We start from the raw sequence: 22,446 nt of genomic DNA, 5'->3' as shown, positions 1-22,446 counted from the left end.
CGGTGAGGACGGACAGGGACGGGACCGAGAGGGCGGCGAGGGCCGACACCAGGACGCCCCGCGGGACGACCGACATGACAGAGACCATGCCCTGATCAACGCCCACGGCGCCCGGACGTTGCGGCGCCGCACCGCCGGGCGAAGCCCTTTGCCCTGTGACCCGGGTGCCTAGTACCGTAGGGGTCGATTGGTGACAGCACGCTCGACTGTGTCATCATCTGCACGCACCAGTCGCGCGCTCGCGTGAGTGGTTGTGCTGGAGGCGTCGCCTAGTCCGGTCTATGGCGCCGCACTGCTAATGCGGTTTGGGTCTTAAAGCCCATCGAGGGTTCAAATCCCTCCGCCTCCGCGCTCATCCCGAAGCCCCGGTCCCAGGACCGGGGCTTCGGCGTTGTCGGCTCCAACCGCCCTGATCCACGTTTTCGCAGGTCACAAGGGGTATGCGGATCGGATTTCACATGACGGCGGCAGTCATGTAATGTTCTTCCTGTCGCCGCGAGCGGGCCGGAAGGGCCGGGAGCGGAAGACGAAAACAAAAGAACAAGCACTCGTAGCTTAACGGATAGAGCATCTGACTACGGATCAGAAGGTTGCAGGTTCGAATCCTGCCGAGTGCACACAGGTTGAAGGCCCCGGAGAGATCCGGGGCCTTCGGCGTTTTGTAGGGATGCGGCCACCGTGTCGACCCCGACGAAAGCGTCGGCCCCGAGGCCCCGGGCCCGCGGATCGACGCCGGGTGTGGACGGTCGCCGGCGGTGGCGCGAGCCCGGTGCCGGGGTGGGCGGTCAGCAGTCCTCCTCCGGGTCGTTGCGGTTCAGCTTCTCCAGGTACTCGTGGGCCAGGGCCGTCGCCCGGGTGAACCAGTCGGTGATGACCGAGAGTTCCTCGGGGGAGTAGTCGGCGAACAGGGCCGTGACGCGCTGGTAGTGGCCGGCGTACACGGCCTCGACGCGGGTCACGGCGTCCGGGACGGGGGCCACCCGGACGCGGCGGCGGTCGGCCGGGTCGGGGCGGCGGGTGACGAAGCCCGCGCGTTCGAGACGGTTGAGGATTCCGGTGACCGCGCCGGTGGTCACATGGGCCCGGGCCGCGAGGTCGCCGGCCGTGAGCAGTGCCTCGCCCGCCTCCAGGACGAAGCCGAAGCAGGTGAGGTCGGTGACGTTCAGGCCCAGTCGCCGGGCCAGTTCCTGCTGGCCGATCAGGTGGGCGGCGATCAGGTGGTCCATCGCCGACAGCGCCTGCGCCGGAGCGGCGGGCGGTCGGGGCGTGCCGTCCATCTTCCGTAATCCCTTAGCTCGTGAGATATTCGTTCGGTAAATGTCTTAGCTCGTGAGGGAAAGCTGTCGCTTTCCTTGGAGGCTGCCGTATGAGTCTGTACGACGAGGGTCACACGATCGCCGGCTGGACCGGTGTCGGTGTCGCGACCGCCGGAACCGCCGTGCTGGGCTGGGGCGTCTGCGCGGCCTCGGCGGCAGGGGTGGCCGGCGGCCTGGTGGTCGTCGCGGCGAGCGTGCTGGTGACCTGGGCGCTGCACCTGTCCGGCTGGGGCAAGCCGCCCGGCGTGCGGCCGCGGGACCAGTGGGGCATGCGGGTCCGGGACGCCCAGGCCCGCGAAGGGCACCCGGGCTGCGTCGGCTGCCGCCTCGCGGGACGGGGGCGGCGGCGCGCGCGGGTCGTGGTGGTGCCGGGTGAGGCCGGCGCCGGAGCCAGGCCTCTGGCACCTGTCGAGTGAAACCTCCGGGCCGGCCAGGGGCCCGGGGTGCTGTCAGTGGTCGCCCTTACGCTCGCGGGTGATGCGACGCGTGTGGAAGTGCTCGGGGCTGCGGTGGACGGCGGACGGCCCCGTGCTGGTCTGGGACGGGGGCCGGCGCAGTGGGCTGTCCTGGGGGAAGCGGGTGGCCTTCGCCGTGCCGGAGGGGGCCGTGCGGCGGTGTGTGGGGGCGCGGGGGAACGCGTGTCCGGTGGCGGCCGGGGTGCCGGGCCGGAGCAGAGGCGCCCGGTGCGAGGAGTGCGCGCGGCTGGACCGGGCGCACTCGGTGGCCGCCGACACCCTGGCCGACGATCCGCGGCCGTACCGGGTGTACCTGGCCTGGTTCGGGCCCGGCATGGTCAAGGTCGGGATCACCGCCGTCGAGCGCGGTCCGGCCCGGCTGCTGGAGCAGGGCGCCGTCTGCTTCTCCTGGCTGGGCGCCGGCCCGCTGATGGCCGCCCGGCGGACGGAGGAGCTGCTGCGGGCCGCGCTCCGGGTGCCGGACCGGATCCCGTACGCCGAAAAGCGGGCGGTGCGGGCGGCCCTGCCCGGGACGGCGGCCGAACGGGCCTCCGAGGTGGAGGAGTTGCACGCGCGGGCCGTCGCTCTCGGCGGCTGGCCGGAGTCGCTGGGCCGGGAGCCCTGCCGGGTGGTGGACCACGTGGAGCGATTCGGGCTCCTCGCCCCGGCGGCGCGGGCCGCCACCGGCGACGTGACGGAGCTGGTGCCGGGCGGGGCCGTGAGCGGGGAGCTGGTCGCTGCCGCCGGGCCCGATCTGCATCTGGCGGTCGGCGGACGGCACGGGGTCGTCGTCCTCGACACGCGTCTGATGACCGGTTGGGAGGTGGCCCCCCGGTCGTCGGAAGCCGGTGAAATCAGCCTCTCCGTGCGGGAGTTCGCCAGGGAGCCGGACGGGTTGTTCTGAAGGCGCGTGCGGGGACGGGCGGTTCCCAGGTGTTCCCTGAGAGCCGCCTGTGTGTTTCTCAGGGAAATCACAGACGGGGGAAAGCGTCTTCTCAGAGGGCCCCGACAGGGTGTCCGGCATGACCACGATCTCGCCCCAGGGGCGCACCGAACTGCTGAGGCCGGACGGGAGCCCCGTCCGCGTGCTTGTGGTGGACGACGAGCTGTCGATCACCGAACTGCTGAGCATGGCTCTGCGCTACGAGGGCTGGCAGATCAGGAGCGCGGGCGACGGGCAGGGCGCCGTCCGGACGGCCCGCGAGTTCCGGCCCGACGCCGTCGTCCTGGACATGATGCTGCCGGACATGGACGGCCTGGCCGTCCTCCAGCGGCTGCGCCGCGAACTGCCCGACGTGCCCGTGCTCTTCCTGACCGCCAAGGACGCGGTGGAGGACCGGATCGCCGGGCTCACCGCGGGCGGCGACGACTACGTCACCAAGCCGTTCAGCCTGGAGGAGGTCGTGGCCCGGTTGCGCGGGCTGATCCGGCGCTCCGGCGCCGCCGACCGGCGGTCCGACTCCACTCTCGTCGTCGGCGACCTGACCCTGGACGAGGACAGTCACGAGGTGTCGCGGGGCGGGGACAACATCCACCTGACCGCGACCGAGTTCGAGCTGCTGCGCTTCCTGATGCGCAACCCGCGGCGGGTGCTCAGCAAGGCGCAGATCCTGGACCGCGTGTGGTCGTACGACTTCGGCGGGCAGGCCAACGTGGTCGAGCTGTACATCTCCTATCTGCGCAGGAAGATCGACGCCGGCCGGGAACCGATGATCCACACCCGGCGCGGAGCCGGCTACCTGATCAAGCCCGCCGTGTCATGACCGGACGACGACGGCCGCGTCCGCGCAGACGAGCGGGCCAGCCGCGCACCCTGCGGACCCGGCTCGTCGTCGCGTCGGTGATGCTGATCGCCGTGGTCTGCTCGGTGATCGGCACCGTCACCACGCTGGCGCTGCGCTCGCATCTGTACGACCAGCTCAACGGCCAGCTCGACGAGGTCGCCGCACGCGCGTCCGGTTCCTTCGGCCCGCCGGGCGAGCAGCCCGGGGGCGGCATGGCGCCGCACGGGCAGAAGCCCAGGACCCGTCCCCCGGTCCTCACCGACTTCGTCACGAAGGGCCCGCAGCCGCAGGGCACCGTCGCGGCCGTGGTCGAGGACGGTGTGATCACCGAGGCCGAGCGCGGCAAGCAGTCCCCCAGCGACTACGAGATGAAGCCGAAGCCGCTGACCAAGGCGCAGATCGCCGTCCTCCAGGCGGTGCCGCGGGAGGACGGGGGACAGCACACCGTCGGCCTGCCCGGCCTCGGCGAGTACCGGGTCGAGTACCGGACCGGCGACAACGGCGCCTACTACGTCGCCGTACCGACGACCTCGGTCGACAACACGATCGACACCCTGATCCTCGTCGAGATCAGCGTCACCGCGGCCGGTCTGGCCGCCGCCGTCATCGCGGGCTACGCGCTGGTCGGTGTCGCCACCCGCCCCCTGCGGAGGGTCGCCGCCACCGCCACCCGGGTCTCCGAACTACGCCTGCACACCGGCGAGGTGAACCTGAGCGAGCGGGTGCCCGACGCCGAGTGCGACCCGCACAGCGAGGTCGGCCAGGTGGGCGCCGCGCTCAACCGCCTGCTGGACCACGTGCACGGCGCGCTGCACGCCCGGCAGCAGAGCGAGACCCGGGTACGGCAGTTCGTCGCGGACGCCAGCCACGAACTGCGCACCCCGCTCGCCTCCATCCGCGGCTACGCCGAACTCACCCGGCGCGGACGCGAGGAGGTCGGCCCCGACACGCGGCACGCCCTCGGCCGCATCGAGTCCGAGGCGGGGCGGATGACGCTGCTCGTCGAGGACCTCCTCCTGCTGGCCCGGCTCGACGCCGGACGCCCGCTGCGGTTCGAGCAGACCGATCTCGTGCCGCTCGTCGTCGACACCGTCAGCGACGCCCGCGCGGCCGGTCTTGACCACAACTGGCGGCTCGACCTGCCCGACGCACCGGCCCCGGTCTCCGCGGACGCGGCCCGCCTGCAGCAGGTGCTGGTCAACCTGCTGGGCAACGCCCGCAACCACACCCCGCCGGGGACGACCGTCACCGCGCGCGTGCGGCGGCGCGGGGCGTGGCTCCGCGTCGACGTCGAGGACAACGGGCCGGGCATCCCGGCCGGCCTGCTGCCGCGCGTCTTCGAGCGGTTCGCCCGCGGGGACTCCGCCCGCTCACGGGCCACCGGGTCCACCGGTCTGGGGCTCGCCATCGTGCAGGCCGTCGCGGCCGCGCACGGCGGCGCCGTGACCGTGGACAGCGTGCCGGGGCGGACGGTCTTCACCGTGCACCTGCCCGCGCTCGGCCCCGCCGAGGTGAATCCGGCCCCCGGTACGGACCGGGACTCGTACTCACAGGCACAGCACAGGGCCACCACATGGGCGGAACAGGGCGCCTGACGAGAGTCGGCGTCATGCGAACCGACCCTTCTCCCGGCGCCCTGCCGGCGCGGGAGCACCTCCCGGCCGGAAACGCCGGTACGCCTGTCCTGGACGTAGTGGTCCCCGTCTACAACGAGGAGAAGGACCTCGAGCCGTGCGTGCGCAGACTGCGCGAGCACCTCGCGCGCACCTTCCCGTACGCCTTCCGCATCACCGTCGCGGACAACGCCTCCACGGACGGCACGCCCCAGGTGGCGGCACGGCTGGCGGCCCAGCTCCCCGAGGTCACCACCTGCCGGCTGGAGCAGAAGGGCCGCGGCCGGGCCCTGCGGACGGTGTGGTCCGCCTCCGAGGCGCCGGTCCTCGCGTACATGGACGTCGACCTGTCCACCGACCTCAACGCCCTGCTGCCGCTGGTGGCGCCGCTGATCTCGGGCCACTCCGACCTGGCGATCGGCTCCCGGCTCGCCCGTGCCTCACGGGTGGTGCGGGGCCCCAAGCGGGAGTTCATCAGCCGGGCCTACAACCTGATCCTGCGCGGCTCGCTGCAGGCCCGGTTCTCGGACGCGCAGTGCGGCTTCAAGGCCATCCGGCGGGACGTGGCGCAGGTGCTGCTGCCGCTGGTGCAGGACACCGGCTGGTTCTTCGACACCGAGATGCTGGTGCTCGCCGAGCGGGCCGGGCTGCGGATCCACGAGGTGCCGGTCGACTGGGTCGACGACCCCGACTCGACGGTGCACATCGTGCGGACCGCTACCGACGACCTCAAGGGCGTGTGGCGCGTCGGCCGGGCGCTGGCCACCGGTTCGCTGCCGCTGGACCGGCTCGCCCGGCCCTTCGGGGACGACCCGCGCGACCGCGAGATCCAGGACGTGCCCCGCGGCCTCGCCCGCCAGCTCGTCGGGTTCTGCGTGGTCGGCGGCCTGTCGACGCTGTTCTACCTGCTGCTGTACAGCGCCTTCCGGCAGTTCTCCGGCTCGCAGGTGGCCAACGCGCTCGCGCTGCTGGTCTCGGCGGTCGCCAACACGGCCGCCAACCGCCGGCTGACCTTCGGGGTGCGCGGCCGGGGCGGCGCGGTCCGGCACCAGGCGCAGGGCCTGGTCGTCTTCGCCATCGGACTCGCCCTGACCAGCGGCTCCCTGGCCGCCCTGAACGCGGCGGGCGGCAGCCCCGCGCACTCCACCGAGCTGGCGGTGCTCATCGCCGCCAACCTCGCGGCGACCGTGCTGCGCTTCCTGCTCTTCCGGGCCTGGGTGTTCCCGGACCGCCCGGAGGACGGCCCGCACTTCACCCCGTCCGCGCACAGCCCGTCGGCACTCGCCCCGTCCGCGTACACCCCGTCCCCGTACGCCCCGTCCGCGTACACCCCGTCCGCGTACACCCCGTCAACGCCGGCCCGCGCCACGGCGTCCTCGCCGACGTACGCCACGGCGTCCGCGCCGGCCCACGCCACGCCCGCGCCGTACCGGCCGGACGGGCCGCTCCCGCGCCGCCCGCTGCCACACCCGGCGTACGGCCACCACGAAACGACCGCCCAGGTCCGCGCCGGTGAAGCCGCGGACGGCACCCTGCCGCTGCAGCCGGTGCGCCCTCACGACACCGACCCGGGGGACCCCCGATGAGCACGCACTTCGACCAGCCCGCCCAGCAGGGCGCCGCCGCCGGCTGGGGCCCGCCCCCCTCGGCTCCCCCGCCGGCCCCGGAGACGGCCGAGCCCCGCCGGCCCCTGGTGCCCCGGGTGTGGCGCGGCCGCCCCGAGGACCCGCGCTGGGCGCGGCCCGCCCTCCTCGGCCTGCTGGCCCTCACCCTCGCCACCTACCTGTACGGCCTGAGCGCCTCCGGCTACGCCAACTCCTTCTACTCGGCCGCCGTCCAGGCGGGCGGCAAGTCCTGGAAGGCGTTCTTCTTCGGCTCGCTGGACGCGGGCAACGCCATCACCGTCGACAAGCCCTCGGCCTTCATGTGGCCGATGGAGCTGTCGGTGCGGATCTTCGGCCTGAACTCGTGGGCGGTCCTCACGCCCCAGGTGCTCATGGGCGTCGGCACGGTGGCGGTCGTGTACGCCGCGGTGCGCCGCCGGTTCAGCCCCGCCGCCGGCCTGGTCGCGGGCGCGGTCCTCGCGCTCACCCCGGTCGCCGCGCTGATGTTCCGGTTCAACAACCCGGACGCGCTGCTGGCCCTGCTGATGTCGCTGGCCTGCTACTTCGTCGTGCGCGCGGTGGAGGACGGGCGGACCCGGTGGCTGGTGTGGGCGGGCGTCGCGATCGGCTTCGCGTTCCTCGCCAAGACCCTGCAGGCCTTCCTGATCCTGCCACCGCTGGCCGTCGTCTACGCCGTGTGCGGTCCGGTCCGGCTGCGGAAACGGCTCGCGCAACTGGCGCTGGCGACCGTCGCGCTCGTGGTGGCGGGCGGCTGGTGGGTGGCGGTCGTGGAGCTGTGGCCGGCCTCCTCCCGCCCGTACATCGGCGGTTCGCAGAACAACAGCTTCCTCGAACTGACCTTCGGCTACAACGGCCTCGGGCGGATCAGCGGCGACGAGACAGGCAGCGTCGGCGGCAGGGGCGGCTCCGGCCAGTGGGGCGAGACCGGCTGGGACCGGATGTTCGGCTCGGAGATCGGCAGCCAGATCTCCTGGCTGATCCCGGCCGCGCTGATCCTGCTGGCCGCCGGCCTGTGGGCGACGCGCAGGCTCCGCCGTACGTCCGTGACGCGCGCCTCGTTCCTGGTGTGGGGCGGCTCGCTGCTCATGACCATGGTGGTCTTCAGCTACATGGCGGGCATCTTCCACCAGTACTACACGGTGGCCCTCGCCCCCTACGTCGCGGCCGTCACCGGCATGGGCGCCGGACTGCTGTGGGAACGGCGGCGGGAGACCTGGGCGTCGATCACCCTCGCCGCCGCCGTGGTGGCGGCGGCCGCCTGGGGGTACGTCCTGCTCGACCGCACCCCCGACTACCTGCCCTGGCTGCGGTGGCTGGTGCTGGTCGGCGGCCTGGCGGCCGCGTTCGGGCTCGTCTTCGCCGGGCGGATCTCCCGGCGACTGGCCCTCGGCGCGGCGGCGGCGGGCCTGGTAGTGGCGCTGGCCGGCCCGGCCGCGTACACCCTCAGCACGGTGGACTCGGCGCACACCGGCTCGATCCCGACGGCCGGTCCGGCGGGCGCGAGCACGATGGGCTTCGGCGGCGGCCGCCCGGGCGGCGGCGACGGCGGCGGCATGCCGGGCGGCCTCGGCGGCGGAATGCCGGGCCGGGGACAGCAGGGACAGCCCAACGGGAACGGGAACCCGCCGGGGCAGGGTCAGGGCTTCCCCGGCGGGGGGATGCCGGGCCGGAACGGCAGCACCCAGGGCCAGGGTCAGGCGCCGCAGAACGGGAACCGCTTCCCGGGCGGCGGCGCCATGGGCGAGGGCGGTCGCACGGGCGCCGGCGGTCTGCTGAACGGCGCTCAGGTCGGCTCCGCCGCCAGGAAGCTGCTGGAGGAGGACGCGGGTGACTACACCTGGGCAGCCGCCGCCATCGGCTCCCAGAACTCCGCGAGCTACCAGCTCGCCACCGGCGACCCCGTGATGGCGATCGGCGGCTTCAACGGCACCGATCCGTCCCCGACCCTGGCCCGGTTCAAGGAGTACGTGGCCGCAGGGAAGATCCACTACTTCATCGCCGGCGGCGGCATGGGCGGTGGCATGGGCGGCGACGGCAGCGGGTCGGCGTCGAAGATCAGCTCGTGGGTGCAGGCCAATTTCAAGAAGGTGACGGTCGGTTCGGCCACCTTCTACGACCTGACCCGGAGCGGCTGACGAAGGACGGCCGGGGCGGACCCGCCGTGCACCGCGGGGCCCCGGCCGTGCGGTGCACGGCGGGTCCGCCCACCCCGGCCGGCACATGGACCGCCTAAGAGCTCGCGACCCTGGGTATGCGTGGCGCTGCGGGCGGTGTGCGGCCGGCCGCGCCCACGCGGTGGAGCCCCGTACCGACACGGCCGCGCGCCCCGCGTCCGGGGCGGTGACCGGAGTTCGAGAGAGGTGCGTCGGTGGCCAGGACCGGTGACGGGTCGGCGCGGGGCAGTGTCTGGCTGGCGGCGAGGACACGGCGCGGCGGACGGGGCGGCCAGCCCTCGGGCCTGGACCGGGAGCGGATCACCGCGGCCGGCGTGCGGCTGCTGGACGCCGAGGGCATGGCGGGGTTCTCCATGCGGCGGCTGGCCGCCGAGCTGAACGTCACCGCGATGTCCCTGTACTGGTACGTCGACACCAAGGACGACCTCCTCGAACTCGCCCTGGACGCCGCCTACGGCGAACTCGTGCTGCCGGACCCGGAGGACGGCGGCGCCGACTGGCGCGAGCAGCTGCGGGCACTGGCCGGCGAGTACCGGGCGCTGCTGGTGCGCCACGCCTGGCTGTCGCCGCTGGCGGGGCGCTACCTCAACATCGGCCCCAACTGGCAGGCGTTCTCCCACGTGGTCCAGCGGGTCGTCCGCCGCGCCGGACTGCCCGCGCACGGCGTCACCGGCGCCATCTCGGCCGTCTTCCAGTTCGTGTACGGCCACGGCACGGTCGAGGCCCACTTCCGGGCCCGGACGGCGGACACGGGGCTGACCGCGGACGAGTACTACCGCCAGGCCGTGAGCCTGGTCGAGCAGGACCCGGGGACCGCCGAGATGTTCCGGGAGTCCCGGGAACTGATGGCGGCCCGGGGCGGCGACACGGTCGACGAGATGATGGACCGGGACTTCCGTTTCGCCCTCGACCTGCTGATCGCCGGCATCGAGGCGATGGTCGCCAGGGGCTGACCGCGACCGGCCGGCCGCCGCCGGCGGGCCGGTCGCGGGCGCCGGCTAGTCGCCCTCCACCAGCCGGGCCGGGAAGCCGCCGGTCGCCACCGGGCCCCAGCGTTCCGGCGTCACCCGGATGATCGACTTGCCCTGCTTGCGCATCGCCTCGCGGTACTCGTCCCAGTCCGGGTGCTCACCGGCGATGTTGCGGTAGTACTCGACCAGGGGCTCGACCGAGTCGGGGGTGTCGATGACCTCGGCCGTGCCGTCGATCTGGACCCACGGCCCGTTCCACTCGTCGCTGAGGACGATCAGGCTGACCCGGGCGTCCCGCTTGGCGTTGCGGGTCTTGGCGCGCTCGGGGTAGGTGGAGGCCACGATCCGGCCCGAGTCGTCCACCCCGCAGGTGAGCGGGGAGCCCTGGGGGCTGCCGTCGGCCCGGCGGGTGAGCAGGATGGCGCGGTGCCGGGGGCGTACGAAGTCCAGCAGCTCGGCCTGCGATACACGGGTGTTCGTCGCGATGTTCGGTGCCATGGAGGCAGCCTAGGGCGAGCGGGGCCCGGTGAGCCTGACCCTGTCGGGCACAGGCTCGTCCGGGCGTCACTTCACCGCAACGGAGCAGCTAAAGTGCTGTTGTCGTGTGCTCGCAGTCAGGAATGTGCTGCGGAGCTCTCCTGAGCATGGCCGTATGGCCGTGACATCCGAGAGGTTCGTGGTGGCTTCCCCTGACTTTTTCGACGTGACCCGCTCTCCGGCCGGCCTGGAGCTGGCGGAGGCGCTCACGCTGGCGGCTCGGCAGCTGCACGAGACCACCACCCCGCAGGCCACGCTGCGCACCGCCGTCCGGCTGGCCGTGGAGCTGCTGCCCGGCGCCGAGCACGCCGGCGTCCTGGAGATCGACCGTGGTGAGGGCCGCCGTACGGTCGCCTGGACCGACGACATCGTGCGGGACGCCGAGGCCCCCGAGCTGCCGCACTGGGAACGGCTGTGGACCTCGCCGGTGGTGCGGCTGCCCGAGGGCGACGGCGACGGCGGCGACGACGAGAGCGGGAGCGAGGACGAGCGGGGGCCGGGACCGCTGTCGGACCTGGGGCTGCGCTCGGTGCTGTCGCTGCGGCTGCGCGCCGACCGGCGCCGGCTCACCGTGCTCACCGCCTACTCCGGCAAGCCGAAGGCCTTCGACGACACCACCGCCCGCCTCGGCCGCCTCTTCACCGCGCACGTCAGCCTCGCCCTGAACTCGGTGACCGTGCAGGAGCAGCTCACCGAGGCCATGCACACCAGGGACCTGATCGGCCAGGCCACCGGCGTGCTCATGGAGCGCCTGGAGATCGACGCGGCGGCGGCCTTCGAGAGCCTGGTGCGCGCGTCCCAGCGGGAGAACGTCAAACTGCGGGACCTGGCCCGGCGCATCGTGGGCGCCACGGAGAACTGAGCCGCCCGGAACGACGCCGACGGCCCGCCGCCACTGCGAGTGGCGGCGGGCCGTCGGCCGTTCCCGTCAGGCGGCGGGCAGTGCCTCGCCCTGGACCGCCTGGATGTCCAGCTCGACCCGGAGGGTCGTGCCGATGGCGGCGATGCCCGCCTGGAGGACCTGGTTGTAGTTCATCGCGAAGTCCTCGCGGTGCAGTTCGGTGGTCGCGCGGAAGGCCGCCCGGGTGCCGCCCCACGGGTCGGCGCCGGTGCCGAGATAGGCCAGGTCCAGGTCGACCGGCCGGATCACGCCGTGCATCGACAGCTCGCCGTGCACGGTCCAGCGGTCCGGGCCGGCCACCGTCACGCCCGTGGAGCGGTAGCTGATCTCCGGATGCCGTTCGACGTCGAGGAAGTCCGCGGAGCGCAGGTGCGTGTCCCGCATGCCGTTGCCCGTGTCGACGGACGCGGCCCGGATGACCGCCTCGACGCGGGACTTGGTGACGTCGTCCGGCGCGATCTCGATGGTCCCGCCGAACTCCGTGAACCTGCCGTGCACGCTGGAGATGCCCAGGTGCTGGGCGACCGCGGCGACGGAGGAGTGCGCCGGGTCGATGGTCCACGGGCCGGGCGGCGGCAGTTCGGCGCCGTCCTGCCGGGCCAGCGTGACGGTGCCGACCTCGGCCCGCCCGCTCGCGGTGACGATGGCGCTGGAGGCGGCGGGCGCGTAGCCGACGGCGGTCACGATCACCGTGTACGCCCCCGGCGCCAGCTCGGTGACGTCCCGTACGGCGCCCTCGGCGTCCGCCTCGGCCCGCAGCACCTGCGCACCGGTCATGTCGGTCATCGTGACGACCGCGTGCGACACGGCCCATCCGTCCCGGGTACGGATCCTCGCGGACAGTCCCATCCCGTTTTCTCCCTGAAAAGCCAGATAATTCGGTCGTATGAGGCCGGCCCGTGACGGGCGCGTCTCCGCTCAAGGCGCGCGCCGTCACGGGCCGGGGGTCGAACTATTCGCCGGGGTGGGCGAGTTCGATGTCGTGGTCGTCGACTCCGGTGCCGTGCACCGACAGGGCGGTGGCCACCGGCGGGTAACCCGTCGCGATGACGGTGTAGTCGCCGCCGTCCAGGTCGGTGAAGGCGTACGCCCCGTCCGTCCCGGTGGTGGCCGTGCCGACCACGTTGCCCGCCTGGTCGACCAGGGTCACGCGGGCGTCGGCCAGCGGACCGTGCGGGGCCCGCACGACACCCTGCAGCCGGGCGCCGGCGTCCAGGTCGACCTCGATCCGGGTGATCCCGGCCGTGGCGACCTCGACCGGCAGGGCGCGCGGCCGGAAGCCGCTCGCGTTGACCGCGACGGTGACCGCGCCCGGCACCAGGTCGGTGAAGGCGAACTCGCCCTGCTCACCGCTGGCGGCGGTGGCCAGCAGGTCGCCGCGCACGTCGGTGACGATGACCATCGCGTCCTTGACCGGCAGCGCGTTGCCGGCCGAGCGGACCACACCGGTCAGCCCGCTGGTGCCGCTGAGCAGGATGTCGTAGGACAGCGGCTCCTCGCCGACCACGATCGTGGAGGCCTGCGGCTGGAAGCCGTCGGCGGAGGCGATCAGGACGTACGAGCCGGTGCCCGGCGCGTCCACCGCGTAGGAACCGTCGGCCTGGGCGACCGAGCGGCCGAGCTGGCGACCGGACAGCGAGATCAGCGTGACCGCTGCCTGCGGGACCGGGGCGCTCTCGGCGCCGCGGACGAATCCGTGCACCGGGGTGCCGCCGCCGGCGCCCGGCTCCGCGACCGTGGCGACCGCGGTCACCGGCTGCGCGGCGGCCGCCGGAGCGGCGCCTTCGGACCCGGTGCCGGTGGTCGCGGCGACCGCGGCCGGAACGGCCTGCGCCTCGGCGACGACCGGGGCGGCGGCCGGGTCCAGGGCGGGCGCGTCGGCGTCCGCGGCCTGGGCCAGGGCGCCCTTGGTCTTCAGCGGGACCTCCTTGATGAACAGCGTGATCAGGAAGGCGACGGCGGCGAGGGCGGCCGCGATGTAGAAGACGTCGGCGATGCCGTGGCCGTAGGCGCTCTCCAGCAGCGTCCGGATGGGCAGCGGCAGCTTGTCCATGTCCGGGATGGTGTCGGTGGAACCCGAGCCGGCCATGGCGGCCTGGTACTTGGGGCTCAGGGACCCGATGCCGTCCGTGACGTAGTGGGTGATCCGGCGGGACATCACCGCGCCGAGGGCGGAGACGCCGACCGCACCGCCGAGGGAGCGGAAGAAGGTGACCGTGGAGCTGGCCGAGCCGAGGTCCGAGGGCGCCACCTGGTTCTGCGTGGCGAGGACCAGGTTCTGCATCATCATGCCGATGCCGAGACCCAGCAGGGCCATGAAGATGGCCATCTTCCAGTAGTCGGTGTCGTACCGGATGCCGCCCAGCAGGGCCAGGCCGGCCGTCACCAGCACGCCGCCGCTGACCAGCCAGGCCTTCCAGCGGCCGGTGCGGGTGATGAACTGACCCGACACGGTCGAGGAGACGAACAGGCCGCCGATCATCGGGATGGTCAGCACGCCCGACATCGTCGGGGACTTGTCGCGGGCGAGCTGGAAGTACTGGCTGAAGAACACGGTGCCGGTGAACATCGCGACACCGACGAACAGCGAGGCGAGCGACGCCAGGGTGATGGTGCTGTTGCGGAACAGGCGCAGCGGGATGATCGGCTCCTTGGCCTTCGCCTCGACGAGGACGAAGAGCGCGCCGAGCACGACCGAGCCGCCGACCATCGCGTAGGTCTGCCAGGACACCCAGTCGTACTTGTCACCGGCGAAGGTGACCCAGATGAGCAGCAGGGAGACGGCCGCGGAGATGAGCGTCGCGCCGCCCCAGTCGACCTTGACCTCGCGCTTGACCACGGGGAGGTGCAGGGTCTTCTGCAGCACGATCAGCGCGATGACGGCGAAGGGGACGCCGACGTAGAAGCACCAGCGCCAGCCCAGCCAGGAGGTGTCGGTGATGACACCGCCGAGCAGCGGGCCGCCGACGGTGGCGACGGCGAAGGTGGCGCCGAGGTAACCGGAGTAACGGCCCCGCTCACGCGGGGAGATCATCGCCGCCATGACGATCTGGGCCAGGGCCGACAGACCGCCGACGCCGATGCCCTGCACCACGCGGCAGACGATCAGCATGCCGGGGTTCTGCGACAGGCCGGCCGCCATCGACGCGACGACGTAGATGACCAGGGCTATCTGGACGAGCGCCTTCTTGCTGTACAGGTCGGCGAGCTTGCCCCACAGGGGAGTGGCCGCGGTCATCGACAGCAGGGCGGCCGTGACCACCCAGGTGTAGGCGGACTGACCGCCGCCGAGGTCGCCGATGATCTCCGGCAGGGCGTTGGAGACGATCGTGGACGACAGGATCGCCACGAACATGCCGAGCATGAGCCCGGACAGGGCCTCCATGATCTGCCGGTGGGTCATCGGGGCTTGACCTGTGCCTCCCCCGTGCTTGGCGTGAGCCCGCACACCGGCTGGTGTGGTCGTTGCCATGGGCTTCCTTTACTTACGTGCTTGCGGGTGTACGGGTGGTCTCTTCGACTACGGGCGCGGGGATCCGGACCGGCGTCGAGCGGCAGTCGCCGAAGGACGCGCGCAGGCGCGCCATCAGCTCGATGAGCAGGCCGACCTCGTCGTCGGTCCAGTCGGCCAGCCGCTCCGCCAGCAGGTGCGTGGTCCGCCGGGACAGCTCGTCCAGCTGCTCCAGGCCCTCGGGCGTCAGGCGCAGGATGCGCGAGCGCTTGTCCGCGGGGTCCGGGAGCCGCTCGATCCAGCCGCGCGCGACGACGTGCGCGACGTGCCGGCTGGTGACGGACATGTCCACGGAGAGCAGCTCCGCGAGCTTGCTCATGCGCATGTCGCCGTGACGGCCGAGCAGGGTCAGCACGGCGGCCGCGCCGGCCGGGCACTCCGACGGCAGTATCCGTCCCAGGTCCCGTTTCACGGCGCCGAAGGCGCTGAACTGACGCACCAGCTCCTCGTACTGCGCCCGCTCGGCCATCGCACCTCCCGTATTCGTTGCTTAGGGCAACCATAGAGCCGGTTGGTTGCTGCAGGCAAACAAGTAGGGGCCCGTCGGCGCAAAAACTTGGCAAAGGCAAGTATTGCGAACGTAAACACGCTGGTCGGAGTGGCCGCCCGTGCCCCGTCCGTCCTGGTGGACCCCCACTTGGGTCGCACCCCCGGATTCGCTAGTGTCTCGGGCCATGGCTAACACCCAGGGCCCTCAGGGCAATTACGACCCCGCAGGCAGCACCCAGATGTTCCGCGCGTTCGTCGACGAGGGCCCCCAGGGCCGGCAGCAGCAGCAGCCCGCCTCGTCCGGACCCCGGGTCGGCCTGATCATCGGCATCGTGGCGGCCGTGGTCGTCGTCGCCGCCGTCGCCTGGCTCGCGCTCAAGTAGGACACCCGGCAGCCCGGACACACGAAGGCCGCCGACGCTGCCGCAACGGCGCGTCGGCGGCCCTGTCCGGGTGCCCGTCAGTCCGAGATGAGGCCCTCCCGCAGCTGGGCCAGGGTCCGGGTCAGCAGCCGGGAGACGTGCATCTGGGAGATGCCGACCTCCTCGCCGATCTGCGACTGGGTCATGTTGGCGAAGAAGCGCAGCATGATGATCCGGCGCTCCCGGGGCGGGAGCTTGGCCAGCAGCGGCTTCAGGGACTCCCGGTACTCCACGCCCTCCAGCGCGGTGTCCTCGTAGCCGAGGCGGTCGGCGAGGGAGCCCTCGCCGCCGTCGTCCTCGGGGGCCGGGGAGTCGAGCGAGGAGGCGGTGTAGGCGTTGCCGACCGCGAGGCCGTCGACCACGTCCTCCTCGGAGACGCCGAGCACGGCGGCCAGCTCGGTGACCGTCGGGGAGCGGTCCAGCTTCTGGGACAGCTCGTCGCTGGCCTTGGTGAGGGCCAGGCGCAGCTCCTGCAGCCGGCGCGGGACGCGCACCGACCACGAGGTGTCACGGAAGAACCGCTTGATCTCGCCCACGACCGTCGGCATCGCGAACGTCGGGAACTCCACGCCCCGTTCGCAGTCGAAGCGGTCGATCGCCTTGATCAGGCCGATGGTGCCGACCTGGACGATGTCCTCCATCGGCTCGTTGCGGGAGCGGAAGCGGGCCGCCGCGTAGCGCACGAGGGGGAGGTTGAGCTCGATCAGGGTGTCCCGGACGTAGGCACGCTCGGGGCTGCTCTCGTCGAGTGCGGCGAGCCGCAGGAACAGGGACCGGGACAGGGTCCGGGTGTCGATGTCCGCCGCGACCGGCGGGGCCGGGGCAGGAGCGGCGGCCGGGTCGGCCTGGGCCGGCACGGCGTCGAGGGCCGTGACGCCCTCGATGCCGTCGAGGACGTCGAGAGCGTGGAGCTCCTTGGGCGCTGCCTCGCTCGTGGGCGTGAGGACCTTCGAGCTGCCCTGGTCTGCGGACATGCCACCCCCTTTGGGTCGCGGGACGGTCGCGGCGGCGTCGCCTTTCGAGCAACGCAGCCCTCACCTGAATACCGGAGCCGGAGCTCCGGCAAACGCTCTTCCCGCAGAATGTCACATGTCGGCAACACGCTGTAGTGACATGTCGACATGCCAGCCGTGAATCGGCCCTGGAAAGAAGGGGTCTGACGGTCTTTCGGCGCACAACTGTCGGGATCCGCACCGATGGGGGATTCGCTCTTCCCGGTGAGTGATCGATCCCGCTTTCGATCCGCCGTGGGCTGGCCTTTTCCGGAGTGTGCTCCCGTGCGCCGGTTATGCCTCGATGCGATTCGCGGATCGCAGCCGCTGGAAGCTACGCGCGAGTAGCCGGGACACGTGCATCTGGGACACACCGAGTTCCGCGCTGATCTGCGACTGGGTCAGATTGCTGTAGTAGCGCAGGAGCAGAATTCTCTGCTCCCGTTCGGGGAGCTGGACCAGGAGGTGGCGGACCAGGTCGCGGTGCTCCACGCCGTCCAGCGCCGGGTCCTCGTAGCCGATGCGGTCCAGCAGGCCGGGCATCCCGTCCCCCTCCTGCGCGGCCTCCAGGGAGGTGGCGTGGTACGAGCGTCCCGCCTCGATGCAGGAGAGCACCTCGTCCTCGCCGATCCTGAGCCGCTCGGCGATCTCGGCGGTCGTCGGGGAGCGTCCGAAGGCCGTGGTGAGGTCCTCGGTCGCGCTGTTGACCTGCACCCACAGCTCGTGCAGCCGGCGCGGTACGTGGACCGTGCGGACGTTGTCCCGGAAGTACCGCTTGATCTCGCCGACCACGGTCGGCATCGCGAAGGTCGGGAACTGCACCCCCCGCTCCGGGTCGAAGCGGTCGATGGCGTTGATGAGGCCGATGGTGCCGACCTGGACGACGTCCTCCATCGGCTCGTTGCGGGAGCGGAAGCGGGCGGCCGCGTAGCGCACGAGCGGGAGGTTGGCCTCGATCAGCGCTCCGCGCACCCGGTCGTGCTCCGGCGTGCCCGGCGTCAGGTTCTTCAGCTCGGCGAAGAGCACCTGGGTCAGGGCGCGGGTGTCGGCGCCGCGGCGCTTCTCGGGGGTCGGAGGGGCGGGGCTGGGCACCTCGTCCTGGGGCGGCGCAGTACTGGCCGACACGGTCAACGCCACCTCTTCATCGGTCAGTCATCCGTCAAAAGCGGTCATAGCATCACAAGACATGTGCACTGTGTGCAAGCACCGTATAACGCCGTGTTGTGGCCAAGTAGCGCTCGGTTCGGGGCCCGAGACGCGCAAGAGCCCCCCGTCCTCGCGACGGGGGGCTCGGGGCGTGCGGGGGTCAGAACTCGTAGTCGGCGATCACCCACGTGGCGAACTCCCGCCACAGCGCGACGCCGGCCTGGTGGGCCGGGTGCTCGAGGTAGCGCCGCAGCGCGTCCCGGTCCTCGACCGCCGAGTTGATCGCGAAGTCGTAGGCGATGGGCCGGTCGCTGATGTTCCAGGCGCACTCCCAGAACCGCAGCTCCTCGATCCGGCCGCCGAGCGCCCGGAAGGCCGCCACGCCCGCCACGACCCGCGGATCGTCGCGCTCGACGCCCTCGTTGAGCCTGAACAGGACCAGATGACGGATCATGGGGTGTACCTCAGCTCTGTGCTCCGTCGGCGACCCAGGTCATGAAGTCGCCCACGGCCTTGGCCGCGTCCGATATGCCCTCGAAGCCTATCTGGACGTAGTCGGCCGCCTTGGCCGGGTCGGTGATGATCACGTACAGCGCGAAGACCGCGAGCACGTACACGGCGATCTTCTTGGCGTTCACCGCCACCGCGGCCTCCCCTGCCCCTGCTGCGACTCTTCGGCTGTCCTGTTGTCGGCGGTGAGTTTATCCGCCCGCTCGTGTGTTCAGGCCTGGTAATCGTGTGCGAGTCGTGACGGACCGGAACACGGGCCGGTGTCCGGGGAGTTGGGAATGCGACGAGAGGCCCGGTCCATCGGACCGGGCCTCTCGTGCGAAGCGGTAGCGGAGGGATTTGAACCCTCGGTGACTTGCGCCACACTCGCTTTCGAGGCGAGCTCCTTCGGCCGCTCGGACACGCTACCGAGGGAGACCTTACAGCAAGGTGGGGCGTGGTTTGAAATCGGAATTCAGCGGTCCCGGAAGAACTCCGTGAGCACCCGGGCGCAGTCCTCGGCCAGGACGCCCTCGACGACCTCCGGGCGGTGGTTGAGCCGCCGGTCGCGCACGACGTCCCACAGCGAGCCGGCCGCTCCGGCCTTCTCGTCCCGGGCGCCGTAGACCACCCGGTCCACCCGGGACTGGACCAGCGCGCCCGCGCACATCGTGCAGGGCTCCAGCGTGACGACCAGCGTGCAGCCGGCCAGCCGCCACTGCCCGAGCAGCGCGGCGGCCCGCCGGACGGCCAGGACCTCCGCGTGCGCCGTCGGGTCGCCGGTGGCCTCGCGCTCGTTGTGCCCGACGGCCAGCACCGTCGTGCCGTCCGGGGACAGCAGGACGGCGCCGACGGGGACGTCGCCGCCCTCCACCGCCCGCCGGGCCTCCTCCAGGGCGAGCCGCATCGCGGGCCGCCAGGGATCGCGCACCGGGTCCGGTGCGCCGGTGGTGTCCTCGGTGCTCAGCGGACGGTCTCCAGCACCTCCGAGGCGCCCAGGGCCTCGGCGATCGTGCCCAGGGCGTCGTCGGCCTCCAGGGTGCGCAGCTCCTTCTCCCCGATGCCGAGGTCGTCGAGGATCTCGCTGTCGCCCACCGGGCTGTGCGGCACCGCGTCGGAGGCGACGGCGTCCCCGTCGTCCTCGGCGTCGTCGGACTCGCCGTCCTCCGTGCCGTCGAGATCGAGCGAATCCAGGTCGGGGACGTCGTCCGCGCCCGGCTCCCGGCCCAGCAGCTCGTCGGTGAGCAGCAGCTCCCCGTAGGCGCTGCGGGCGGCGGCGGCCGCGTCCGAGACGTAGATGCGAGGGTCCTCCTCGCCGTCCACGCGGACGACACCGAACCAGGCGTCCTCCTGCTCGATCAGGACCAGCACGGTGTCCTCTTCGGGAGAGGCTTCCCGGGCCAGGTCGGCGAGATCCGACAGGGTCTCCACATCATCGAGCTCTGTGTCGCTCGCTTCCCACCCGTCTTCGGTGCGCGCGAGCAGTGCGGCGAAGTACACCGTGACTCTCCCACTGGTCATAGGCGTGCCGGTTGGGGGTCCCCCCGGCGGAGGTCTCTGAGCGGCCGGAGCCCGTGCTCCGGGCTCCGCCCAATCGGAATCGTGGCAGAAACAAGACGTTCAGGGGACGTCTTCGGCTCCCTGTGTCCGGCAGTTTCGATCGTGGATCCGTGGCCGGTCCACGCGTACGTCCGTTGCCGCCACCTGCGGATCGTACGCGGCCAGACCGGCGCTCACGCACGTCCACCCGGGCAACACCGGTTCGTTCACCGGTCTTTCCCACCGGCTGTCTTCCCACGGGTCTCTTCCCACCCGACCGTACGACGGAATCCCCCTACCAGCGGAAGGTTCGCATCCGCATGGCGTGGCGCAACCGGGCCGCCTTGGCCCGCCGGGGCTGGACGCGGTCGCGCAGTGCCCGGGCCTCGGCGAGATCGCGCAGGAACTGGGCGCGGCGGCGCCGGCGCTCGGCGTCCGTCTCGGGCCGCCGGGGGCCTGTGCTCCCGGCGTCCACGGCGGCGTCGGTCTCGTGATCAGGCAGGTCAGGCACAGTCACACCACCCCGGGTCCGTCCCTCCCACTTTCCCTCCGTCGGGCGGTTTGATGCCAGCGCGGAGTGCGGCCGAGCGCGGTTACTGTTAGGGACATGCGTCTCCACGTCGTCGACCACCCCCTGGTCGCTCACAAGCTCACCACGCTGCGCGACCAGCGCACCGACTCCGCGACCTTCCGCCGGCTCGCCGACGAACTGGTCACCCTGCTCGCCTACGAGGCCACGCGGGACGTGCGCACCGAGGCCGTCGACGTCCAGACGCCGGTCGCCCGGACCACCGGCGTCAAGCTCGCCCGGCCGCGCCCGCTGGTGGTGCCGATCCTGCGCGCCGGTCTCGGCATGCTGGACGGCATGGTCCGGCTGCTGCCGACCGCCGAGGTGGGCTTCCTGGGCATGATCCGCAACGAGGAGACGCTGCAGGCCTCCACGTACGCCTCGCGCATGCCGGAGGACCTCTCCGGCCGCCAGGTGTACGTCCTCGACCCGATGCTGGCGACCGGCGGCACGCTGGTCGCGGCCATCCAGGAGCTGATCAAGCGCGGCGCCGACGACGTCACCGCCGTGGTCCTGCTCGCGGCGCCGGAGGGCGTCGAGGTCATGGAGCGGGAGCTCGCGGGCACCCCGGTCACGGTCGTCACGGCGGCCGTGGACGACCACCTGAACGAGCAGGGCTACATCATCCCCGGCCTCGGGGACGCGGGCGACCGGCTGTACGGCGCGGCCGAGTAGAACCCGTCCGGCGTTCCGGGCCCGCCCCGGCCGGCGCCTCCCCGCCGGTGCGGGTGGGCGAGCCGGGGTCCGGGCCGCCGGCGTGATCCGCCGGACGGGCCCTGGACAGGGCCCTGTTCAGCAGCCCTTCTGCGACGCGGCGGTCGTCCGCTTCGGTTCGGTCAGCCGGGCCAGGGCCTGGTCGGCGGCGGCCCGCTGGGCCAGGCTGCCGAACTTGTCGCCGATGATCAGGTCGAGGCCGGCCCCCTTGCGGCCGGCCTCGGTGCGGCGCTCGGCGCCGGGCAGCTGGGTGGCGAGCACCGGCAGCGAGGTGTCCAGCGCGGTGGCGGGGCCGAGGAGCACTCCGGCGCCCTTGACCTTCTTGTCGTACTCCTTGGGCGCGTTGCCCACGTCGCCGATCTTGAAGCCGCGCTTCTTCAGCTCGTCCGCGGTGGCCTTGGCGAGACCGCTGCGGGTCGTCGCGTTGTAGACGTTCACGGTGATCGTGCGGGGCTCGGGCAGGGCCCTGGCGGGCGCGGCGGAGGCCTTCGCGACCGGGCACTCGGCCTTGGTGCCGGCCGCCGCGGACTTGTCGCCGCCGGTGAAGACGTCGATGAGCTGCAGGGTGCCCCAGCCGATCAGCCCGAGCGCGGCGACGGAGGCCACCGCGGCGGCCACCAGCCTGCCGCGCCGCCGGGGAGGGCGCATCCGAGGGTATTTGCCCCCCGTGATCCGGTACTGGCCGCCCATGCCGGGAGGAGTCAGCATGCTCATGAACGCAGCGTAGTGCGCCTGGGCGGCGATGCCTATTAGATGATCACCAGATGCAGCACAGCGGAACCCGAAAGGGGCAACGGGCGTGTCGTGCGGCTCAGTCGAGTTCGAGCACGCGCGCGTGCAGCACCTGGCGCTGCTGGAGGGCGGCGCGCACCGCTCGGTGGAGGCCGTCCTCCAGGTAGAGATCGCCCTGCCACTTCACGACGTGCGCGAAGAGGTCGCCGTAGAACGTCGAGTCCTCGGCCAGCAGGGTCTCCAGATCGAGCTGCTGCTTGGTGGTCACGAGCTGATCGAGGCGGACCGGGCGCGGCGCGACGTCCGCCCACTGCCGGGTGCTTTCCCGGCCGTGGTCGGGGTACGGCCGGCCGTTTCCGATGCGCTTGAAGATCACACGGAAAGCCTACCGGTCCAGACGTTCCGGGCGCAGCCATGGCGGCGCAGTGCGACGCTGGAAATGCCGGAGCGAAGAGGCTCATAACGGGT

General features: G+C 72.3%; 24 protein-coding genes and 3 tRNA genes. 12 read left to right on the top strand and 15 right to left on the bottom strand.

Translation table 11 applies throughout. The annotated features are described in order from the left end of the window. Positions 1–258: 258 nt before the first annotated feature. Together ACFYU0_RS12145 and ACFYU0_RS12140 are read left to right on the top strand one after the other, a co-directional pair. Positions 259–349 (top strand) — tRNA-Ser (locus ACFYU0_RS12145). A gap of 195 nt (positions 350–544) precedes the next feature. Further along, positions 545–617, top strand: a tRNA-Arg gene (locus tag ACFYU0_RS12140). A gap of 168 nt (positions 618–785) precedes the next feature. On the opposite strand, the gene ACFYU0_RS12135 is transcribed toward ACFYU0_RS12140, so the two are convergent. Continuing rightward, positions 786–1,277 (bottom strand): MarR family winged helix-turn-helix transcriptional regulator, encoded by a 492-nt coding sequence (locus ACFYU0_RS12135; protein WP_389300072.1) that lies wholly within the window; start codon positions 1,275–1,277, stop codon positions 786–788. Between the two features lie 89 nt (positions 1,278–1,366). Here ACFYU0_RS12135 and ACFYU0_RS12130 point away from each other — a divergent pair, with 89 nt between their 5' ends. The 7 genes from ACFYU0_RS12130 (at position 1,367) to ACFYU0_RS12100 (ending at position 9,920) form a co-directional block, all read left to right on the top strand. Further along, positions 1,367–1,732 (top strand): HGxxPAAW family protein, encoded by a 366-nt coding sequence (locus tag ACFYU0_RS12130; protein ID WP_389300069.1) that lies wholly within the window; start codon positions 1,367–1,369, stop codon positions 1,730–1,732. Between the two features lie 61 nt (positions 1,733–1,793). Further along, a complete protein-coding gene (locus ACFYU0_RS12125; RefSeq protein ID WP_389300066.1) occupies positions 1,794–2,675 on the top strand; it encodes a DUF2797 domain-containing protein in 882 nt (293 codons plus the stop codon). Positions 2,676–2,793: 118 nt separating this feature from the next. Continuing rightward, a complete protein-coding gene (locus tag ACFYU0_RS12120) occupies positions 2,794–3,534 on the top strand; it encodes a response regulator transcription factor (RefSeq protein WP_351661519.1) in 741 nt (246 codons plus the stop codon). Next, the gene (locus tag ACFYU0_RS12115; protein ID WP_389300063.1) at positions 3,531–5,150 is read left to right on the top strand and encodes an ATP-binding protein; all 1,620 of its coding nucleotides are present in this window, start codon (positions 3,531–3,533) and stop codon (positions 5,148–5,150) included. The genes ACFYU0_RS12120 and ACFYU0_RS12115 overlap by 4 nt, the downstream gene beginning before the upstream one ends. Before the next feature lie 14 nt (positions 5,151–5,164). Then, positions 5,165–6,754: a glycosyltransferase gene (locus ACFYU0_RS12110; RefSeq protein WP_389300060.1), complete on the top strand. Its 1,590-nt coding sequence runs from the start codon at positions 5,165–5,167 to the stop codon at positions 6,752–6,754. After that, the gene (locus tag ACFYU0_RS12105; RefSeq protein WP_389300058.1) at positions 6,751–8,928 is read left to right on the top strand and encodes a glycosyltransferase family 39 protein; all 2,178 of its coding nucleotides are present in this window, start codon (positions 6,751–6,753) and stop codon (positions 8,926–8,928) included. Before ACFYU0_RS12110 ends, ACFYU0_RS12105 begins: the two co-directional genes overlap by 4 nt. A 233-nt stretch (positions 8,929–9,161) precedes the next feature. Beyond that, positions 9,162–9,920: a TetR/AcrR family transcriptional regulator gene (locus ACFYU0_RS12100; RefSeq protein WP_389300055.1), complete on the top strand. Its 759-nt coding sequence runs from the start codon at positions 9,162–9,164 to the stop codon at positions 9,918–9,920. 45 nt (positions 9,921–9,965) lie between these two features. Here ACFYU0_RS12100 and ACFYU0_RS12095 read toward each other — a convergent pair whose 3' ends face one another. Further along, a complete protein-coding gene (locus tag ACFYU0_RS12095) occupies positions 9,966–10,436 on the bottom strand; it encodes a PPOX class F420-dependent oxidoreductase (RefSeq protein ID WP_389300052.1) in 471 nt (156 codons plus the stop codon). Between the two features lie 205 nt (positions 10,437–10,641). Between ACFYU0_RS12095 and ACFYU0_RS12090 the strand changes: the two genes are divergently transcribed. Then, positions 10,642–11,337 carry an ANTAR domain-containing protein gene (locus tag ACFYU0_RS12090; protein WP_389300049.1) on the top strand — a complete coding sequence of 232 codons (696 nt, stop codon included), beginning with the start codon at positions 10,642–10,644 and terminating at the stop codon, positions 11,335–11,337. Between the two features lie 66 nt (positions 11,338–11,403). Here the strand turns inward: ACFYU0_RS12090 and ACFYU0_RS12085 are convergent, their stop codons facing one another. The 3 genes from ACFYU0_RS12085 to ACFYU0_RS12075 form a co-directional block, all read right to left on the bottom strand. Next, the gene (locus tag ACFYU0_RS12085; protein WP_389300047.1) at positions 11,404–12,225 is read right to left on the bottom strand and encodes a YceI family protein; all 822 of its coding nucleotides are present in this window, start codon (positions 12,223–12,225) and stop codon (positions 11,404–11,406) included. Between the two features lie 103 nt (positions 12,226–12,328). Further along, entirely contained in the window at positions 12,329–14,848 is a 2,520-nt protein-coding gene (locus ACFYU0_RS12080; protein WP_351661498.1) for an MFS transporter, read from the bottom strand. Positions 14,849–14,861: 13 nt separating this feature from the next. Beyond that, positions 14,862–15,356 (bottom strand): MarR family transcriptional regulator, encoded by a 495-nt coding sequence (locus ACFYU0_RS12075; protein WP_351661497.1) that lies wholly within the window; start codon positions 15,354–15,356, stop codon positions 14,862–14,864. A gap of 205 nt (positions 15,357–15,561) precedes the next feature. Between ACFYU0_RS12075 and ACFYU0_RS12070 the strand changes: the two genes are divergently transcribed. Further along, on the top strand, positions 15,562–15,759 hold the full coding sequence (locus ACFYU0_RS12070) for a hypothetical protein (RefSeq protein ID WP_351661495.1): 198 nt from the start codon (positions 15,562–15,564) through the stop codon (positions 15,757–15,759). A gap of 77 nt (positions 15,760–15,836) precedes the next feature. On the opposite strand, the gene ACFYU0_RS12065 is transcribed toward ACFYU0_RS12070, so the two are convergent. From ACFYU0_RS12065 to ACFYU0_RS12030, 8 genes are all read right to left on the bottom strand, one after another. Beyond that, positions 15,837–16,772: an RNA polymerase sigma factor SigF gene (locus ACFYU0_RS12065; RefSeq protein ID WP_351661493.1), complete on the bottom strand. Its 936-nt coding sequence runs from the start codon at positions 16,770–16,772 to the stop codon at positions 15,837–15,839. A 312-nt stretch (positions 16,773–17,084) separates the two neighbouring features. Beyond that, complete coding sequence (locus tag ACFYU0_RS12060) at positions 17,085–17,921, bottom strand: RNA polymerase sigma factor SigF (RefSeq protein ID WP_389300883.1); 837 nt, start codon at positions 17,919–17,921, stop codon at positions 17,085–17,087. A 175-nt stretch (positions 17,922–18,096) separates the two neighbouring features. Further along, entirely contained in the window at positions 18,097–18,390 is a 294-nt protein-coding gene (locus tag ACFYU0_RS12055) for a Dabb family protein (protein ID WP_389300042.1), read from the bottom strand. Between the two features lie 10 nt (positions 18,391–18,400). Next, positions 18,401–18,580 (bottom strand): hypothetical protein, encoded by a 180-nt coding sequence (locus ACFYU0_RS12050; RefSeq protein ID WP_351661487.1) that lies wholly within the window; start codon positions 18,578–18,580, stop codon positions 18,401–18,403. A 190-nt stretch (positions 18,581–18,770) separates the two neighbouring features. Continuing rightward, positions 18,771–18,855: transfer RNA gene (locus tag ACFYU0_RS12045), tRNA-Ser, on the bottom strand. Between the two features lie 45 nt (positions 18,856–18,900). Beyond that, positions 18,901–19,332: a tRNA adenosine(34) deaminase TadA gene (gene tadA, locus ACFYU0_RS12040; RefSeq protein ID WP_351662147.1), complete on the bottom strand. Its 432-nt coding sequence runs from the start codon at positions 19,330–19,332 to the stop codon at positions 18,901–18,903. A gap of 56 nt (positions 19,333–19,388) precedes the next feature. Further along, positions 19,389–19,925 carry a hypothetical protein gene (locus tag ACFYU0_RS12035; RefSeq protein ID WP_389300880.1) on the bottom strand — a complete coding sequence of 179 codons (537 nt, stop codon included), beginning with the start codon at positions 19,923–19,925 and terminating at the stop codon, positions 19,389–19,391. A 334-nt stretch (positions 19,926–20,259) separates the two neighbouring features. Next, entirely contained in the window at positions 20,260–20,475 is a 216-nt protein-coding gene (locus ACFYU0_RS12030; RefSeq protein ID WP_389300038.1) for a hypothetical protein, read from the bottom strand. Between the two features lie 96 nt (positions 20,476–20,571). On the opposite strand from ACFYU0_RS12030, the gene upp reads away from it, so the two are divergent. Then, positions 20,572–21,207 (top strand): uracil phosphoribosyltransferase, encoded by a 636-nt coding sequence (gene upp / locus ACFYU0_RS12025; RefSeq protein ID WP_351661484.1) that lies wholly within the window; start codon positions 20,572–20,574, stop codon positions 21,205–21,207. Between the two features lie 117 nt (positions 21,208–21,324). On the opposite strand, the gene ACFYU0_RS12020 is transcribed toward upp, so the two are convergent. Then, a complete protein-coding gene (locus ACFYU0_RS12020) occupies positions 21,325–21,960 on the bottom strand; it encodes a LytR C-terminal domain-containing protein (RefSeq protein ID WP_389300036.1) in 636 nt (211 codons plus the stop codon). A gap of 97 nt (positions 21,961–22,057) precedes the next feature. Next, a complete protein-coding gene (locus tag ACFYU0_RS12015; protein WP_004943146.1) occupies positions 22,058–22,354 on the bottom strand; it encodes a type II toxin-antitoxin system VapB family antitoxin in 297 nt (98 codons plus the stop codon). Positions 22,355–22,446: the final 92 nt, after the last annotated feature.

Source organism: Streptomyces sp. NPDC003720, assembly GCF_042875075.1.
Classification (GTDB): domain Bacteria; phylum Actinomycetota; class Actinomycetes; order Streptomycetales; family Streptomycetaceae; genus Streptomyces.
Note: the sequence above shows the minus strand (reverse complement) of the source record. Positions and strands in the feature narration are given on the sequence as shown.